Origin of the sequence: Methanobrevibacter gottschalkii DSM 11977 (assembly GCF_003814835.1) — an archaeon.
Taxonomy (GTDB): domain Archaea; phylum Methanobacteriota; class Methanobacteria; order Methanobacteriales; family Methanobacteriaceae; genus Methanocatella; species Methanocatella gottschalkii.
In genome coordinates this window covers 645,356-661,770 of sequence record NZ_RKRG01000001.1, presented here as the reverse complement: position 1 = coordinate 661,770, position 16,415 = coordinate 645,356, and the positions used below count along the sequence as shown (strand labels likewise).

The following is a 16,415-nucleotide window of genomic DNA, read 5'->3' as shown; positions in this document are numbered from 1 at the left end:
AAAATTTTACTATAATTAAATAAAATCAAAAAAATAAAAAAGTTAATTTTATAAGCCGATTAAAGAGCCTAATAAAACAATAACAAAACCAACAACACCAATGACTGCAACACCTAAAACTGAAATTTTAGCCAATTCACGGTATTCAGCACCATCGGGTTTTTTAGCTACTTTTAATACTCTTTTACTGTCTTTGATAAACTTGTTAAAATTTTCTTGAACATTCATTTAAATAACCAAAATTAAGAATTTATATAAAATTATAATAAAATAATAGTAATAAAATGATTTTTAAATTTAAACATTAATAAATGTTTGCATTTTTAAAAAAAAAAGATAGAATTAGAAAATTCCATCAATGAAATCATCTAATTGATCATCTGCTGACTTATTTTCAGAATTATCTTCCGCATATTCAATTTCAGGGGAATTATCTTCCTCATAACCAGTTTTAATGCCTGAAACAACAACTGTAGTTCTAACAGTGTTTTGAAGACTTTCATCAATTTGAGTACCCCAAATAATGTTAGCTTCAGGATCTAATTTATCAGCAACAACTTGAACGATTTTCTCAGCTTCATGTAATGTTAAGTCGGAACTACCAGATATGTTAACTAATGCACCAGTAGCATTTGATATATCAATATCCAATAATGGACTACTTAATGCTTCATGTACAGATTCTAAAGCTCTATCACCAGTATCAGATTCACCCATACCAATCATAGCCATTCCAGAACCTCCCATGATACTTCTAATATCTGCAAAGTCCAAACTTACAAGACCTTTTTTAGTAATTAATTCAGTAATACCTTTAACAGCCCTTCCTAAAATTTCATCAGATACCATGAATGCTTTGTTTAGAGGTAAATTAGGTGCTACTTCCAATAATTTATCATTTGGAATTACAATAACAGTATCAGCAGACTCTTGGAGTTTTTCTAAACCTTGTTCAGCATTTTCTCTTCTTTTAATACCTTCTGCTGAAAAGGGCATAGTAGCTACAGCAACAGTTAATGCACCTAATTTTTTAGAGAGTTTAGAGATGATCGGTGCTGAACCAGTTCCAGTTCCTCCACCAAGACCACATGTAACAAATACCATGTCTGCACCTTCTAATTCTTCTCTAATCTCATCTTCACTTTCTTCAGCACATTCTTCACCGACAGCCGGTTCTCCACCTGCACCTAACCCTTTAGAAGTTTTTCTACCTAAAAGAATTTTTTTAGCAGATTGACTATAAAATAAATCTTGAGCATCAGTATTTACTGCAATTGTAGTTGCTCCTTCGATACCCATTTCATTTAATCTTGAAATAGTATTGTTTCCTGCTCCACCAGCACCAACAACAAATATATTAGTTTTAGCTCCTTTAATCATCTCTATAAGATCATCGTCAATATCGGAAGAGAGTTTATCAGGCACTTTTTCTTCCATTCTTTGTTCGGATTCTTTGATTGCATCATCTATAAATTTCACAAATTAACCCCACATCTCTGCTTTAAAATAATTGTTAGATATTTCTATTTTTACTAATATTTAAATGCAACTAATTTATATAAATATCAGAAATTTTATTAAAAAACTTAAAACATCATTCAATCTCTTGGCATTGCTATAATCTCATGAATCTTTAAATCAAACAAATCTTTTGAATTAACTGGAGTTAAAATAACAGCACTATCAACACCATGACCTCTACCACCAACAGCAATTATTTCTTCACCAGCAGGAATTAAACCCGCATCTGTAGCCATGATAGATATTTCAACGCCAACTTTAATCCCATGTGAAAACATTCGAAAAGTATTAGCTACAATATCTAATGGAGAATACCCTCCGAATTTATTGGTGACTCCTCTTGCAGCACCACTAAATGCATGACTTCCAAAATATGTTTTAATTCCCACCTTTTCAAGTTTTTTAATCATGCCTTTTGAAATATCTGATTCATTAGAACCACTAAATCCAACATGATGAGTCACATTAATAATTTCAACTTCATCACCAATAGCTTCATATAATTTTAATGCAGATTCACCACTAGCAGAAGCAATTATAACTCTTTTAATATCAGTAATATCTAATTTATCCTTAATAGCCATTATTAACTCATCAGTATAATCATTACCTTCTTTATCAAAATATGTAATAAATTTTCTTGCCATAACAATACCATCCAATAGATAATTATAAAATATTCTATATTATATTAATTATATCAATTATAATAAAGATTTTTATGACAAGCTCTAATGAATTAAAAAATATTAAACATATTATTAATGGAGATTACATTATAATTCCTATTGAAACAGGTTATATTAAACCAAATGAAAGTTTGGACGTTATTATTAAACCTGCCAAAGAACTAATGAAAGATAATGATTATTTAGTAATAGCTGAAACACCTGTTTCAGTTTCACAAGGCAGACTAATTGATGAATCAAAATATTCACCATCATTAACTGCTAAATTCTTAACAACAGTTTGGAGTAAATATTTATGGGGATATATTTTAGGACCGGCTTTAGGAATTAAAAAAAGAACAATTAGAAATTTAAGAAAATTGCCTAAAGAAACTTATGCCCATAAAGAATTAATTTTACAACTATACGGTTTAAAACATGCATTGAAACCTGCATCTGAGGCAGGTGTTGATTTAAGCAATGCTCCTGGAACTTATGTTTCATTACTTCCGGACAATCCTGAAGAAGTCACTAAAGACTTGAAAAAGAGGATTGGAAAAGATGTTTGTGTAATGATTATTGATACTGATGCGACATATATGAAAAATGGAAAGTATTTTACTGGACTCCCCATTGCAATTGAAGGAATTGATGCCGATAATGGATTTTTTGGATATGTAAAAGGACAATTATCTGAAAACATGGGATCCACACCATTAGGTTGCAGTGAAAAACTAGATGTTGAAACTGCATTAAAAATAGCAAACATTGCTGAAGATTATCAAAAGTCACTTTCCACTGAAATGAAAACAATACATAGCGTTAAGGATGTCCTCGGTACTGAATTTGATGAAGTAACTATTGAAGATCTTGATTCAATTATCCACACACCTGCAGTAATAATAAGGAAAATATAACCTTCACCACTAAATTATAGGCTAAATAATGAATTTAAGCCAAATAATATATTTTAAAGAAAATTTTATATTAATCAATAATCATAGAATAGATAATGCTTAAAATTATTATAAGTTATAAGTGAATTTTATAAGATGATTCTCATGAATGTAGATAGTTTTGGAAAATACAGAAATTTCTTATTGCCATTAATGGATAGTATATCTGTAATTTTAGGATATTACTTGATATCTGTTTTAATTACTGACTCTTTTTTAATGGATCCGATAAGTGCAATAACAAGAAATGAAATTTTAATTAGTATTATACTCGCAATAATTATTTTACAGACAATTTTTAGATTAACAAAAAGATATTCAAATATTATCCGTTACGAAAATAACCAAGACTATATTATGTACATTCTTCTTTCAATAATATCTCTGCTTATTGTCTCTTTAATTGAAGATATAATTGGTATGAAGAATCCTTCAATAAAATTCAATTTAACAACAGGTATCCTAATTGGGACACTAACCGTTGTTTACCGTTTAGTAATAAGATATGCATTATTATCAGATATTGCAAATAAAGGAATTAACTACACACCTGAAAATCAGGAAAAAGTATTAATCATAGGTGGAGGGTATTCTGCAAATAATATCATTAAAACATTGCAAACCTCATTAAAAGGAAAGTACAACATTATTGGTATTGTTGATGACAATAAAAAACGTATTGGCTATTCCGTAGCTGGAGTAAAAATTATCGGTAACAGAAAAGATATCCTGAAAATATGTGAAAACGAAGAAATTGATACAATATTTTTCACAATTGTAAATATTGACAATAAAAATAAAAAGGAAATTTTAGAAATTTGTAATAAAACATCAGCAAATGTAAAAGTTTTACCGGACTTACGAGAAATCATATCTTCTGAAAATTTATATGGTAGTTTAAGGGATATTGAAATTGAAGATTTGCTTGGAAGAGAACCAGTAGAACTTGATAATAATAATATTAAAAGTCTAATTAATAATAAAGTTGTTTTAGTAACCGGTGGCGGGGGATCTATTGGTGAAGAACTTTGTAGACAGATAATGATTCACCATCCTAAACAGTTATTAATGTTAGACATATATGAAAATAGTTTATACAATATTGAGTTAGAACTTAAAGATAATTATCCGAATGATGATATCAAAGCAATTATTGCAAACATTAGAGATAAAGAAAGAATGTTTGAAATATTTGAAGAATATTCCCCTGAAATTGTTTTTCATGCAGCAGCACATAAACATGTGCCCCTAATGGAAAATAACCCAACTGAAGCAATTAAAAATAATGTATTTGGAACTTATAATCTCGTTAATGCATGTGACAAATATAACACAAAACGTTTTATTTTAATTTCAACAGACAAAGCAGTTAATCCGACAAATATAATGGGTGCTACCAAAAGATTATGTGAAATGATCATACAAGCCAAAGATAAAGAAAGTGAAACTGAATTTGTAGCTGTTCGTTTTGGAAATGTTTTAGGAAGTAACGGATCTGTTGTACCTTTATTTAAAAAACAAATTGCAAATGGAGGTCCTGTAACTGTAACTCATAAAGACATTACAAGATTTTTCATGACCATACCTGAAGCAGTAGCTTTAGTATTGCAATCAATCACATATGCAAAAGGCGGAGAAATATTTGTATTAAATATGGGTGAACCCGTTAAAATTTATGATTTAGCTAAAAGTTTAATCGAATTATCAGGATTAACTCTTGGAAAAGATATTGACATTACATTTACAGGTTTGAGACCTGGAGAAAAATTATATGAAGAAATTTTAATGGATGAGGAAAATCTTGAAGGAACAGGGCATGAAAAAATATTCATTACAGAACCTATGAATTTCACAATGAGAGATGTTGAAGAAAAGTTAGATGCATTTAGAGAAATCATAAACAAAGAAATTACTGATAAACAAATTATTAAAGAAACTATGAAAAAATGTGTTCCTACTTACAAGGAACCAAAAGAAGTTAACGGAGAGTAAATAATATGAATATTCCATTTTCCCCACCAGATATAAGCGAAAAAGAAATTGAAGAAGTTGTAGCAGCGTTAAAATCTGGATGGATTACAACAGGACCTAAAACAAAAGAATTTGAAAAAAAAATCAGTGCATACTGTGGCAGTGACAAGACTGTTTGTTTAAGTGCTGCAACCACTGCTTTAGAAATGACTTTAAGATTGTTAGGTATTGGTGAAGGTGATGAAGTAATCGTGCCTGCATATACATATACTGCAACATGTAGTGTAATTTGCCATGTGGGAGCGACACCTGTAATGATTGACAGCCAAGAATATAAAGAGGAAATGGATTACTCAAAAGTAAGTGATGCAATAACTGAAAAAACAAAAGTTATTATGCCCGTCGACATTGCAGGTATATTATGCAATTATGATAAATTATATGAAATAATTGAAAGCAAAAAAGAATTATTTGCAGCCAGTAATGGCTTACAAAAAGCTTACGGTAGAATTATTGTCTTAGCAGACTGTGCCCATGGTTTCGGTGCTGTTCAAAATAATAAAACTGCAGGAACACTTGCTGATTTTACCTGTTTTTCATTTCATGCAGTTAAAAACTTAACAACAGCTGAAGGTGGAGCAGTGACTTGGAAAGAACATGAAGGAATTGATTCTGAAAAATTATATAAGCAATTACAGATTCTTTCACTTCACGGTCAAACCAAAGATGCATTAGAAAAAACCAAAAAAGGATCTTGGGAATATGATATTCTTCTTCCGGCATACAAATGTAATATGACTGATGTTCAAGCTGGAATTGGACTTGGACAACTTGAGAGATATGATTCACTGCTTAAAAGAAGACACGAAATCATTAAAAAGTATGACGAAGGATTTAAAAATAGTAAAATTATATGTCCTGAACATTTCTCTGAAAACGCAACATCTTCTGGTCATTTATATTTAACTAGAATTAAAGACATTAATCTAGAACAAAGAAATGAAATCATGATTAAAATGGATGAAAAAGGAATAAGTACCAATGTACATTATAAACCGCTTCCAATGCTTACGGCATATAGAAATTTAGGATTTGATATTGAAGATTATCCTAATGCATATAACTTATTTAAAAATGAAATAAGTTTACCAATTTATTCCACTTTAAGTGATGAAGAAGTTGAGTATATTATTGAAAATTTTTTAGATATATTAAAAGAATATTAATTTTAGAATAGTGTAGTTATATTTTTATAATAAAAAAGATATAACTAAACATTACTTTTAACGAAGTTATCTATTTTAATTTATTTTTAAAAGTTCCAAAAAAACACAGAAAAAACAAGGATAATTATATTAGGGGAAATTAAATGATAGATGATATATTAGTAAAGAAATTATTATCACAAATTGTTGAAAAAGACCATGAAGAAAACCTTAAAAAAAATTTTAGAGAAAGATATCCGGATGAATCAACCCCTGATGGAATTGACAATCTTATAAGAGCACTAGAACTTCCGCCAGAAGATGTGCAGTATATTGCTAATGATATTCGTGAAACTGTTGAAAAAACCATCAGTCCAATTATTAAATCATTAATAGATGGTGTTGAAACAGATGAAGAAATAGCTGAAAAAACAGGTATTAAATTAAATATCGTTAGAAAAATTTTATATAAACTTTATGATTTAAAAATTGCCAATTATAAAAGAAGTAAAGACCCGGAAACTCAATGGTTTACTTATTCTTGGAAATTTGAAGAAAGTGAATTAATCAATAGAATTAAAAGTGATAGTGAAACTGAATTATCTGAACTTAATGCAAAATTAGAAAATGAAGAACATAATATGTTTTTTGTCTGTCCATACGGTCATGTTAGGTTTAATTTTGATACTGCAGCTGATCCTTATTATGAATTTTTATGCCCTGCATGCGGTGAAGAATTAGAATTCCAAGATAATGCTGAAATTATTGAAAAACTTAAAAACAATATTGAAATTGCTGAAGATAATTATAATTCATTTATTGAAAAAATTGATAATTCATAGAGAACAATGGAAATTAAATTACTAAAAAAAGAAAATACACCTAAAAATGTTATAGAACATTGCAAAGCAGTTTATAAAAAAGCTGTGAAAATATCAACTAATTTTGATAATGTAGATGACAATCTGATTAGACAGGGTGCTCTCTTACATGATATTGGAAGGTCTAAAACCATGATATCACCCATGCTATTGAAGGAGTTAAAATAGCTAAAAGATATGGTTATTCGAATGATGTTTTAAACATTATTGAAAGACACATCGGTGCTGGAATAACAAAGGAAGAAGCTATAAAACTTGGGCTTCCTGAAAAATCATATGTGCCTCAAACGCTTGAAGAAGAAATTGTTGCCCATGCAGATAATTTGATAAACGGCAGTGAAGAAGTGGATGTTGATTTTGTTATATCAAAGTGGAAAAAACAAATAGATGACAGTGACGAAAATATTGAAAGACTAATTGAATTAGACAATAAATTAATCAAAGCTTTTGAGGAATAATATGAAAGTAATATGTTCAAGTGAAGAGTCCCTATACCGTCCAGAAGCAGTTAGATGGAGACAAAGAATGGAAATGATGGAGCCTCTTGGGGATAGTGTTGTTTTATTACCATGCAGTATGAAAAAACCTTATTCTAATTCTAAATCACATCAAAAATTTAGGAAAATTGCACGTTCATATCAAGAACTTATTGTGACATCCCCCTTTGGAATTTGTCCGAGAGAACTTGAAAATACATTCCCAATTCAATCTTATGATGTAAGTACAACTGGTTCATGGTCACAAGATGAAATTGAAGAAACAGGCAAATTAATTGCAAAATATTGTGAAGGGAAAAATATTGTTGCAAATCTTTCTGGAGGATATTTGGAATCATGTGAATCATATGTTGATGATTTCATTAATGTTTGTAAAGATGGAAGACCAACTTCCCCTGATTCACTTTACAATTTAAGAATGGAACTTAAAAAACATCAGAAAATAAACAGGAAGGAAAAAACATTACATGAACTAAGATCCATTGCCAAATTTCAATTTGGTGAAAATGGAGATAAATTTATCCCCGATAATGTTAAAACCAAAGGAATGTATCATAAAAGAATATTATCTGATGGAAAACAATTAGCTTTACTAAACAAAGATCATGGATTATATAGATTAAATTTGTCTGGTGGGGAAATTTTAAAAGAATTAAATACACATATTGTTGAAATTGACTTTGACCTTACAACAAATACCGTTTTTGCACCAGGAATCATTAAAGCAGACCCTAAAATAGTGCCAAATGATGAGGTTATAGTTGTTAAAGATGATGCTGTTGTTGGTGTTGGAAAAGCTATAATGACCGGACATGAAATGGAAGAATGTCGTAATGGCATTAGCGTTAAACTGAAACACAGAGTGAAATGATTTTAGTATAGTTTTGTTAGAAAAAAATAAAAACGTTTATAAATACCATTGTTAAATACTATATGTATACTAAAATAATAGGAGGCAAAAGATATGTCTGAAGAATTAGTAAATAATATTAAAGATGCTATTACTGTAATTAATGACCCACACATGGGGATTAGTATTGTAGAAATGGGCATTGTACAAAACATCAAAGTTGATGGAGATCAAGCTGAAATTACCCTTAAACCAACTAATCCTGGTTGTATGAGTATCACTCGTATTGCTGCTGATGCTAAAGTCAAAGCTGAAGCTGTTGATGGAATTGAAAAAGCGAAGATTATTGTTGAAGGACATGCTATGGCAGATTCCATTAATGAAATGATTAATAGATAAAATTTTAAAATTACGGTTAATTTCTGTATATAAACAAAAGATTTATATATAGGAATTAATATAACTATAAGTGTTGACAGTTAACTACAACAAGATAATTTATAGGCTAGTGGCACAGCTTGGTTAGCGCGCTCGGCTGATAACCGGGAGGTCATGGGTTCGAATCCCATCTAGCCTACTTCTAAACTATTTTTATAAATAATTTCCCATTACATGACAATTTTATCTTTTTTATATAAATCAACACAATAAATATATATCATGTTCTACATAAATTAACTTGAATGTACAGAAAGTAGGAATATTGATTAAAATGTGGGAAAAAATTAATGAAAAATTCAAAAAATACCCTGCAAGAATTAGAGTTGCAGAAAAAATGATCGAACTTGGACTATCTTTAAATGAAGATGGGAAAATCTATTGTGGAAATTTAAAAATAAGTGATAAAGCATTAGCTACTGCTGCTGATGTAGATAGAAGAGCTATCAAATCCACTATTGAAGTAATACAAGAAGATGAAGAATTGTATAATCTTTTCAGCAATATAATACCTGCCGGAACACTTCTAAAAAATATTGCTAAAAACTTAAAATTAGGAGTAATCGAAATCGAAGTAGGGTCCGAAAGTGAAGGCATACTTGCAAATACTGCAAATTTAATCACAAAAAAAGGAATTGGGATAAGACAAGCTTATGCCGAAGATACAGAACTTCAAGAAAGTCCTATACTAACCATTATAACCGAAGAGGTCGTAAGTGGTGATTTAATAAATGAATTTTTAAAAATAAAAGGAGTAACAAGAGTATCAATTTATTAATCTAAATCAGCCATTCTTGCTTTTTCCATTTCTTTATCTTCTTCCTCAAGAACTTCTAAAAGTTCTTCCCAAGCTTCTAAAGATTCTTTAGCAGCTTCTTCAGTTAATTTTTCTATTGCATAACCAGCGTGGATAAGAACATAATCACCAATTTCTACATCAGGTAAAAGATCCATTTTTGCTTGTTGTCTTGCTCCACCAAAGTCAGCATATAACCAGTTGTCTTCTCTATTAATTTCAACAACATGAGCAGGTGCTGCAATACACATAATTTCTCCTCCAAAATTTAATATATAAATAATATTAAAAAGTAGTATTATATAAAATTATCTAAATGGAGTTAAAATATGAAAAATATCGTTATTGGTTCTGGACCTGCTGGAAGATTAGCATCCCTGCAACTTGGAAAATTAGGAGAAGATGTTACTTTAATTGAAAAAAATCATATTGCCGGCACTTGTCTAAATGAAGGGTGCATGGTTGTTTGTGCACTAACAGACATTACAAAATTTATTGATGCGAACAAAAGATTTAATTCACACGGATTTTTAAAAAGTCAGCTTGAAATATCTTATGAAAAAATTGTTGAAAGAATTGTTGAAACACAAGAAAAATTAAGAAAATTAAATCAAATAGAAAATGAAAGTGTTGGAAATCGCATAATTTATGGTGAAGCTAATATTGGAAATAATATAGTTGAAGTAAATAATGAAAGTTTTGAATATGATAATCTACTTATTGCAACAGGTGCACGCCCTTTTATTCCTAATATTAAAGGGAATGAATTTGGATTAACAAATAAGGACATATTAAAAATTGATGATGTTCCTGAAAAATTAAATATAATTGGTGGAGGAATCATAGCTGGAGAAATAGCTAATATTTACTCAACTTTAGGTAGTGAAGTCAATATTTTTGCAAGAAACACATTTTTAAAAGAAATTACTCCAAATACAAAAAAATATATATTGGAAAACCTCATGACTGATGTTAATATCTATGAAAACATTAATGTTGTAGAAGTATTTAAAGATAAAGTTTTACTTGAAAATGGTGAAGAACTAGATGGAATTCCATTTTTTGCAACAGGAAGAACACCAAACAGTGAAATTGTTAAAGATATTGTTGAGCTAAACCATGATAAAACCATAAAAGTTAATGAAATGATGAAAACTTCAGTTGAAAATATATATGCTGCAGGAGATGTTACTGGAGGATATCAACTAACACCAGTAGCAAGAAAAGAGGGCATCACAGCTGCAAGAAATATGGCAGGGTACTCAAATAAAATAACCTACAATTGCATTCCTCAAAGTTTAAGTTTGAACATGGAAGTAAGTTTTGTTGAAAATGAAAAATCAGAGTGTAATGAAGAAGACAAACAAACAATTGCAATGCCGGCGATTGCAGGACCTTCAGCATTTTGGAATATTTTAAATGAAGATACAGGATATTCAGAAATTGAATTTGATAAGAGAAATAATAAAATAAACAGAATTAATTCAATTTCACCATCTTCAGTAAGCGATGTTGCATATTTATCTTATATAATGAGAATGAATTATGATTTAAATGATTATGATGAATTTTTAGAAATTCACCCCTCAACTGATACAAACTACAAAATAATAAAGAACATGTGGTTATGATACTAATATTCAACTTTTTTCAATATTTTATCTGCAAGAACATCAGCAGCTTCAAAACATTGCTTACCATATACTTCAGCATTTTCTTTTAGAGAATTATAATTCTCAAATGCTTTCATTATACTTTTACAAACATCTTTAACTTCCGATTCAATGATAGCTCCCTTAAAAACACCAGCCATATTCTGATATCTTCCCCATTTTACTTTAGTAAGAGCAATAATCGGTTTTCCACAAATCATTGCTTCTTCAAGAGAAACTCCATCATCAGTCAATATTGTTAAATCAGCAAATTTAAATAAATGATTAATCCAATCAATGAAACCAACATAAATTATTTTCTCATCATCAATCAAATCATAATATTCCTCTCTCAAGGGACGTCCGATTAGAACTAAATTATATTCATCAGTAGAATTAGCTACTATGTTAATAGCATCAATCATTCCTTTAAATATTGATGAACCTGAAGAGAATATAATTGTTTTTTTATTTTCATCGAAATTAGGATATTCTTTTAGTTTTTGAAGAGCAATTTCTTCTTTTCCATCACCAATATCATCAGTTAATGGGTAAAATGACCTATCCATATTTTTAGGAAGAGTGTCAAACCTAAATGCATCTAATTCCGGTAAAGCATAACAATAATTAAATTTAGGACATACTTTAGAATCCAAAGGTGTTGAAATTAAAGAAAAACAGGGTTTTCTTGCAAATTTCGCCCCTAAAGAACCTACAATAGCTCCTCCACCTAAAACAGCAACGACAAAATCAGATTTAGATTTTTTAATAGCTGATCTTGCTTTAAAAGTAGCGGTCACTAATTTCAGAGCACCTCTTATTGCAGAAAGTTTGGTTGCAGAATGTCCACCAGCATGAGGAATAGAAATTTTACATACCTCAAAACCATTTTTTTCAAATAAATCACTGGAAGCAGTTTTATCTAAACCAATTATGCATTCCACACCCCTTTTTCTAAGTGCTGCCATGGTGTTAAGTGCAACAACTGCATCACCACCCAAACCTCTTCCAGTAACTGTAAAAAATGCTTTCATATATTCACACTCCTTTTCCTAATTTTGGTATTTTTTTTGGAGCATATTCTTTTGCATGTGATGCATATGGATTGAACAATAATCTTCTAAAACCTAATGAGATCAATAAAGGATTCTTAATATCAAATCGTTTATCCTTAAGAATCAATTTTCTAAATAAATCTCCTAAACCTCCACCAGTCAATACATCCATGAAATAATCCCCAAATGTTGGATTTAATATTCTTAAATTTTGTCTGAAAAATACTCTTAAATTATTTCTTCTAACAAATGCAATTAAAGCAACAGTTATGAATCCGAGCAAGATAACAGACCATAATCCTCCAACTAGATAAAAAGCTAAACCAAGTGCTACACCGAATGTATGATTTCCAACTTCACCCAACATTATTTTTCCTGAAAAATCAAGAGGAGAATAAGCTGCACATACAACAAATATTAATAAAGGCGTATAAACCGCAGGCAGTTCATTTACCATAGGCGAACCTGCAATTAACATGAAAATCATAGTTATAACAGACATTATCATAGTAACAATACATGCACTGCCCGGTTGCATATCTGAAATATTAAGCGGTTGAACCATTAATGCAATGAAAATTGCAGAAATCCAATATCCTTCAAGAATACCTGTAATCATCACCAAAACAATTCCAATTCCTCTTGAAAGTTGTCCCCATTCAATGCCTAATGGAACACATTTCTTTCTCCCCAAAATATCATCAATTAATGCAAAAACACCTATAATTAAAATCATTGAGTTGCAAACAGGAATCATATAAAAGGACAAAACAATAAAAGGAATTATGCCTATAGCACGAGGTATTCCCCCTCTTACATTCGGATATAAATTACCCAGATATCCTCTTTTTCCAAAAAATCTAAAAATGATATCTAAAATAGCAGTGCTTACTGCAGTTATGATAAAAACAATAATAAATGCAATAATAATTGATGAATAAAACATGTTAATCACTTGTGTATAATTATTCTTAATTGTTCATATTATATATATTTGTACATAAAATTAAACAATTTCATATCTTAGGATAGCTGCCATACCCCCAAGACTTTCTAATTGTTTACCACCTTCATGTTCACTACTAACAACCATTACCTCACCTTTCATATTTTCAACCATATCCATTAATTCACCCATGTTCTCACTAGCCACTTTAGTATCTAAAATTAAAAGTTCACTAACAGCACCCAGATTAATTGCGTTTTTTGTTTGTTTTATACCATATGCGATTTTAGATGAATTTTTACCAATTTCAGTGAGTAATCTATTAATAGCTCCCATTTCCTGAGCAACCCTATTTTCTGCAGTTAATTTTTCAACAGTTCCCTTTTTTAGAACTTCACTAATGCCATTGCGCCCTCCAGAACCAGTAGCTTCTATAACCGATATTTTAGCTAAATTTTTATAATTATCCTTAATATATTCATAAAAATCGTTTTTAACAAAACCGGGACCTGCAATAACAATATTCTGAATTGAATCAAATTTTTCTATTGATTCAATAACTTTATCATAAAACTGAACAATGTTTTTCTGCCTGTTTTTATCAATTATTCTTTTACCAGACACATATCCTTTAATTGGACCGTAATATTCTATTCCAAATTGCCTCATTAAACCAATTGTTGCAGTATCATCTTCAAAAACAATTATAATTGCAGATAGTTTTTTAGATGCATCAATAGCTTGATTAAGTCTTTTAATTGCCCATTTTGGCCAGAACCTTTTTTTGATTTTGATTGGAGTGTTAAGTTTAACTTCCAAAGTATGATGTGATCCGAGAGGAATTAAATCTTCAGGACCTTTTGTAATGGTGCCGGTTAATCTCAGTTTTCCAGTGAATAAATGAAAAGTGATATTTTCAATATCTAAACCTAAATAAAATGTTTTTTTAACTCCCCTATCACTTCTTAATTTATCTCCAGTATTATCCTGAATACGTCTTGTTGTTTTAGAAGATGCATTATCTCCCTCTTCAATTATATGGGATAAATGCCATAAATCATCCAATGTTTCTGGAACAATTTCAATAATTCCTTCTTTGGTGTCTTGCTTTATAATTTTCATAAGTTTCACAATACTTTGGCTCTTTCGACTTGTGTGATCTGAATTTTGATTAATTTTTGAGTCATAAAAATTTTTCTTTCTACTTTTTCTTCTTTTTTGATTTAAAAGTTGTAAAAATAATATATTAAGTGGAACTAATATGTCAATATGAATAATAACAATATAAAAACTCCATATGATATATGAAGCCAAAAGATAATAAACTTTTCGATTATTTTCAGGAAATTTATGAATTTCATCAGTTTGAGGATATTACACGTGTTGGGTGGAAAAATATTTATTACAATATAATTAGATTGTAAAAAGAAGTAAAACTTATTTTGAAAATAAAATTAGTATTTGTCCAAGTTGTAAGTCAAAAAATACTGTTAAAAAATGGAAATTTACGAAAGAAAACTAATTTTTTTAAGAATTGGGGAACAAATATGCACTATTCAAAAATATAAATGCAAAAAATGTGGCAAGTCTTCTTATACTGATTTTATCATCACTTGTTTACCCTAATTCAAGATATTACATTTACCTGTTATTTGATTGTATTGAAAATTTATATCCAAATTTAATGTGTACAGGACTCCATAAAATACGATTTGACTTAAAACAATCAAACAAAACATCGAAAATATCACATCAAAGCATAAAAAACATTATTATTAACATCTAAATTATCCCATTTAACTAAATGAAAATTGAACTTATTCAAGGTTTTATTGCCTTATTCAACAGTCACTGGGTTAAAATAGATTGAATTTGGATATTATATTTTAGCATTAATTCGACATTGAAACTGAATACATTAGTTTCAGTCAAAATTTAGTCGAATCAGATGATTACAAGACCATATTTATCAATTCTTAAACGAATCACTAAAAAATCAAAAGAATAGTAACATGACTTAAAACACAATATATCGAGAAGGAATTAGATAAAACTAAAAGTAAAACATCATTTTTCTGCAAATTTCACATACAACATGAAAGATTTAAAGACCATTTTAGATTAAAAAAAACCAACTAACAGACCAAAAAAAAGAAATCATAACAGATTTAAAACAAAATATTTTATAAAAATACTGGATGCAGAAACACTCAATAATGCTAAAAAGAAACAACATGATATCCTTGATTAGATAAAAAAATACTCTCAAAACAACTTCAAAAACAAAAGCTTAATGGAAAATTCATCATCCCCTACTTCAAAAAATTAATGAACTATCTTGAAAACACGAATATCCCACCCACAAACAATAAAAATCGAAAACACCTTCCAAAAAGTATTATCAAAAACATATAAAAAACAATAAAAATAAAATCAGGTCTTTTAAGCCGATTCATACTAAAAACTAAACTATTGGAACATAAAAAATGAAAAACAAAAAATCACACAAATTTTTGAAAAGAACCAAAAAAATAATAAATAATATAATTAATTAAAGATTCATTTAAAATTGATACTATGAGTTTAATAGATTTTGGAGTAACTAAAAACCCTAGAAAGATTACATTGTTGAATCAGATATAACCAGAGACACTAGTGTTGCTGAGAACCCTGAATCTGCACCTGCTCCACAGCCACAACCTCACCCACAGAATAAAGAAACTAATGTAGCCACTATTTTGCTATTGAAAAAATTGCAAGGTAAATACACTGAGATTGGAAAGCTTCAGGAAGAGATTAACACTCTTAAAAAATAATTTGAAAAATATGAAGAGATTAAAAAAGCTATTGGAGAAAATAAAGAATTCATTGATTCTAAATACGAAATATTAAAAGAATTATCTGAACTTAAAAAAGCTGAAAATAAAAGGAAAATAAAAGAGTACATAGCTAAATACAACTTTAACTATAATGAAAATA

At 29.3% G+C, this 16,415-nt stretch carries 15 protein-coding genes, 1 tRNA gene and 1 pseudogene; 10 read left to right on the top strand and 7 right to left on the bottom strand.

What is annotated here, in order from left to right:
• Window positions 1-48: 48 nt before the first annotated feature.
• From EDC42_RS03285 to EDC42_RS03275, 3 genes are all read right to left on the bottom strand, one after another.
• The gene (locus tag EDC42_RS03285) at window positions 49-228 is read right to left on the bottom strand and encodes a protein translocase SEC61 complex subunit gamma (RefSeq protein WP_069575191.1); all 180 of its coding nucleotides are present in this window, start codon (window positions 226-228) and stop codon (window positions 49-51) included.
• A 114-nt stretch (window positions 229-342) separates the two neighbouring features.
• The gene (ftsZ, locus tag EDC42_RS03280) at window positions 343-1,479 is read right to left on the bottom strand and encodes a cell division protein FtsZ (protein WP_069575190.1); all 1,137 of its coding nucleotides are present in this window, start codon (window positions 1,477-1,479) and stop codon (window positions 343-345) included.
• A 119-nt stretch (window positions 1,480-1,598) separates the two neighbouring features.
• The gene (locus tag EDC42_RS03275) at window positions 1,599-2,168 is read right to left on the bottom strand and encodes a pyruvate kinase alpha/beta domain-containing protein (protein ID WP_069575189.1); all 570 of its coding nucleotides are present in this window, start codon (window positions 2,166-2,168) and stop codon (window positions 1,599-1,601) included.
• Between the two features lie 74 nt (window positions 2,169-2,242).
• Here EDC42_RS03275 and EDC42_RS03270 point away from each other — a divergent pair, with 74 nt between their 5' ends.
• From EDC42_RS03270 to EDC42_RS03230, 9 genes and pseudogenes are all read left to right on the top strand, one after another.
• Window positions 2,243-3,106 carry a coenzyme F420-0:L-glutamate ligase gene (locus EDC42_RS03270; protein WP_069575188.1) on the top strand — a complete coding sequence of 288 codons (864 nt, stop codon included), beginning with the start codon at window positions 2,243-2,245 and terminating at the stop codon, window positions 3,104-3,106.
• 144 nt (window positions 3,107-3,250) lie between these two features.
• The gene (locus tag EDC42_RS03265) at window positions 3,251-5,137 is read left to right on the top strand and encodes a polysaccharide biosynthesis protein (RefSeq protein ID WP_069575187.1); all 1,887 of its coding nucleotides are present in this window, start codon (window positions 3,251-3,253) and stop codon (window positions 5,135-5,137) included.
• A 5-nt stretch (window positions 5,138-5,142) separates the two neighbouring features.
• Window positions 5,143-6,342: a DegT/DnrJ/EryC1/StrS family aminotransferase gene (locus EDC42_RS03260; RefSeq protein WP_069575186.1), complete on the top strand. Its 1,200-nt coding sequence runs from the start codon at window positions 5,143-5,145 to the stop codon at window positions 6,340-6,342.
• Between the two features lie 302 nt (window positions 6,343-6,644).
• Window positions 6,645-7,163 (top strand): transcription factor E, encoded by a 519-nt coding sequence (gene tfe, locus EDC42_RS03255; protein WP_069575193.1) that lies wholly within the window; start codon window positions 6,645-6,647, stop codon window positions 7,161-7,163.
• 6 nt (window positions 7,164-7,169) lie between these two features.
• Window positions 7,170-7,660 (top strand): annotated as a pseudogene (locus EDC42_RS03250) (TIGR00295 family protein).
• A gap of 1 nt (window position 7,661) precedes the next feature.
• Window positions 7,662-8,570, top strand: a complete 909-nt coding sequence (locus tag EDC42_RS03245; RefSeq protein ID WP_069575185.1) for a DUF5591 domain-containing protein — start codon at window positions 7,662-7,664, stop codon at window positions 8,568-8,570.
• Window positions 8,571-8,663: 93 nt separating this feature from the next.
• Window positions 8,664-8,948, top strand: coding sequence for an iron-sulfur cluster assembly protein (locus EDC42_RS03240; RefSeq protein WP_069575184.1), 285 nt, complete (start codon window positions 8,664-8,666; stop codon window positions 8,946-8,948).
• A gap of 103 nt (window positions 8,949-9,051) precedes the next feature.
• A tRNA-Ile gene (locus tag EDC42_RS03235) sits at window positions 9,052-9,126 on the top strand.
• A 123-nt stretch (window positions 9,127-9,249) separates the two neighbouring features.
• Entirely contained in the window at window positions 9,250-9,765 is a 516-nt protein-coding gene (locus EDC42_RS03230) for an amino acid-binding protein (protein ID WP_083234885.1), read from the top strand.
• Here the strand turns inward: EDC42_RS03230 and EDC42_RS03225 are convergent.
• On the bottom strand, window positions 9,762-10,034 hold the full coding sequence (locus EDC42_RS03225) for a HypC/HybG/HupF family hydrogenase formation chaperone (protein WP_069575183.1): 273 nt from the start codon (window positions 10,032-10,034) through the stop codon (window positions 9,762-9,764). The genes EDC42_RS03230 and EDC42_RS03225 overlap by 4 nt on opposite strands.
• 78 nt (window positions 10,035-10,112) lie before the next feature.
• Here EDC42_RS03225 and EDC42_RS03220 point away from each other — a divergent pair, with 78 nt between their 5' ends.
• Window positions 10,113-11,414, top strand: a complete 1,302-nt coding sequence (locus tag EDC42_RS03220; protein WP_069575182.1) for an FAD-dependent oxidoreductase — start codon at window positions 10,113-10,115, stop codon at window positions 11,412-11,414.
• 2 nt (window positions 11,415-11,416) lie between these two features.
• Here the strand turns inward: EDC42_RS03220 and EDC42_RS03215 are convergent, their stop codons facing one another.
• The 3 genes from EDC42_RS03215 to EDC42_RS03205 are packed head-to-tail and all read right to left on the bottom strand — an operon-like array spanning window position 11,417 to window position 14,558.
• The gene (locus EDC42_RS03215) at window positions 11,417-12,469 is read right to left on the bottom strand and encodes a glycosyltransferase (RefSeq protein ID WP_069575181.1); all 1,053 of its coding nucleotides are present in this window, start codon (window positions 12,467-12,469) and stop codon (window positions 11,417-11,419) included.
• A 4-nt stretch (window positions 12,470-12,473) separates the two neighbouring features.
• Complete coding sequence (locus EDC42_RS03210; RefSeq protein ID WP_069575180.1) at window positions 12,474-13,436, bottom strand: cell wall biosynthesis protein; 963 nt, start codon at window positions 13,434-13,436, stop codon at window positions 12,474-12,476.
• A gap of 60 nt (window positions 13,437-13,496) precedes the next feature.
• Entirely contained in the window at window positions 13,497-14,558 is a 1,062-nt protein-coding gene (locus EDC42_RS03205; RefSeq protein ID WP_069575179.1) for an mRNA surveillance protein pelota, read from the bottom strand.
• Between the last annotated feature and the right edge of the window lie 1,857 nt (window positions 14,559-16,415).